A 2,178-nucleotide genomic window follows, 5' to 3' on the forward strand; every position below is an offset into this window, starting at 1 on the left:
CCCCACACCCCTCACCCCCTGGGAGCGGTCCGCCCGCACAGCCCCCCGCCCCCCCGCCCGCACCGCCCTCGTCGCCGCCTCCCCCACCCTACCCTCCGCGGCGCTGCGGCCCCCCGCCGAGCCGACCCCCCCCCCTCCCGCCTCACCCGGCCCCCCGCCCCGCCGGATCGCCCTCCTCGCCCGCCGCACCCCCGCCACCTACGCCGCCTACCTCGCGATCCAGCGGCTGGGCGCCGCCGCGGTGCCGCTCAACCCGGCCGCCCCGCCCGACCGCAACGAGACCGTGGTGCGACAGGCCGGCGCCGGTCTGGTGCTGGCCGACGCCGCCATCGACGCCACCCCCGCCGGGCGCGCGGCCCCGCTGGCGCCGGCTGGCCTCACCGGCACGACCGACCCCGCCCGCCTCGACGGGGTCCCCGGCCCGGCACCCGAGGACACCGCGTACATCCTGTTCACCTCCGGATCCACCGGGCGCCCCAAGGGCGTGGTCATCCGGCACGCCAACACCGACGCCTACCTCCGGCACGCCGTCGAGCGCACCGGGGCCGGACCGGACAGCCGCCTCTCGCAGACCTTCGACCTCACCTTCGACCCCTCCGTCTTCGACATGTTCGTGGCCTGGAGCACCGGCGCGGCCCTCGTCGTGCCCACCCGAGACGAACTCATGGATCCGGCCGGGTTCACCGCCCGCCACCGGCTGACCCACTGGTTCTCCGTGCCGTCGGTCGTCTCGCTCGCCGCCCGGCTGCGGCGGCTGCCACCGGACTCCATGCCCACCCTGCGCTACGCCGCCTTCGCCGGAGAGCCCCTCACTCTCCGCCAGGCCGAGGCGTTCGCCGCCGCCGCCCCCGGCGCCCGGTTGGAGAACCTCTACGGCCCCACCGAACTGACCGTCACCTGCACCGGCCACCGCCTGCCGGCCGACCCGGCCCACTGGCCGCATACCCCCAACGGCACTGTGCCCATCGGCTCCGCCCACCCCGGTGCGCAGACCCTCGTCGTCGACGAGCACCTGCGCCCCGCCGACCAGGGCGAACTGCTGGTACGCGGCGCCCAGCGGTTCCCCGGCTACCTCGACCCGGCCGACGACGCCGGCCGCTTCGCCACCGGCGAGCCCGCCACCGGCCTGAGCGCCCACCACGGCGGACCGCTGCCCGCGGACGCCTGGTACCGCACCGGAGACCGGGTGCAGCTCCAAGACGGCCGACTGCTCCACCTGGGACGCCTGGACAGCCAGGTGAAGATCAGCGGCTACCGGGTGGAGCTTGGCGAGGTCGAGCAGGCGCTGCGCTCGCACCCCGGAGTCACCGACGCCGTCGCCGTGGCGCGCACCGACCGCTCCACCCCCGTCCTGCAGGCCGCCTACACCGGCGAGGCCCCCGACCCCGAGCCGCTCCTCGCCGCCCTGCACGAGCGGCTGCCCGACTACATGGTGCCGCGCACCCTGCTGCGCCTGCCCGAACTGCCGCTCAACCTCAACGGCAAGACCGACCGCGCCGCCGTCGTCGCGGCCCTGGACACCGCCCACCGGGCCCCGTCCGCCACCACCCCCGCCGACGCCCGCCGTCGCATACCCCTCACAGAAGGAACCCGGTGACATGACCGTGACCACCGCCGCCCAGACGGCGACCCGCCGGGGCGCCCCGCGACTGCCCGACCGGGACGAGTTCTGCTCCGCCATGGCGCACCTGGCCACCGGCGTCGCCGTCATCACCACCGGCGGCCCCGACGGCCCGACCGGATGCACCGCCAACGCCGTGCTGTCGCTGTCCACCGAGCCGCCCTCGGTCCTCGTCTCCCTCGCCAGCGCCAGCCGGACCGCCCGCCACGCCGGCGACCACGGCGGCTTCGCGGTCAACATCCTCAGCTGGCAGCAGCGCGACCTGATGGACCGATTCGCCCGACTGCCGGCCGCCGAACGCTTCCAAGACGTCGACTTCGGCTACGAGGAGGGCTGCCCCGTCCTGGCCGGCACGGCCGCCACCGTGGTGTGCCGCCTCGACCAGGCGCCCACCGCACTCGACCACACCCTGCTCATCGGCCGCGCCCTGTGGACCCGGCAGGACCCCGGAGCACCGGCGCTCGTCCTCTACCAGCGCCACCAGCACGCCGTCCCCCACTGACCCCCGCGCCCCGACCGCCGCCACCCGCAGCAACGCCCGCAGCAGCGGACCCACC

General features: G+C 76.5%; 2 protein-coding genes. Both read left to right on the forward strand.

Features of this window, described 5'->3' with window-relative positions:
• Positions 1-1,597, forward strand: a 1,597-nt coding sequence (locus C6N75_RS28750) for an AMP-binding protein (RefSeq protein WP_219852925.1), incomplete at its 5' end; no start/stop codon positions are given.
• Position 1,598: 1 nt separating this feature from the next.
• Positions 1,599-2,123 (forward strand): flavin reductase family protein, encoded by a 525-nt coding sequence (locus C6N75_RS28755; RefSeq protein WP_105871779.1) that lies wholly within the window; start codon positions 1,599-1,601, stop codon positions 2,121-2,123.
• Positions 2,124-2,178: the final 55 nt, after the last annotated feature.

The organism is Streptomyces solincola, assembly GCF_002982015.1.
GTDB lineage: Bacteria > Actinomycetota > Actinomycetes > Streptomycetales > Streptomycetaceae > Streptomyces > Streptomyces solincola.

Coding starts and splice junctions, on each gene's coding strand:
- C6N75_RS28755 (WP_105871779.1), top strand. CDS start 1,599: ATGACCGTGACCACCGCCGCCCAGACGGCGACCCGCCGGGGCGCCCCG.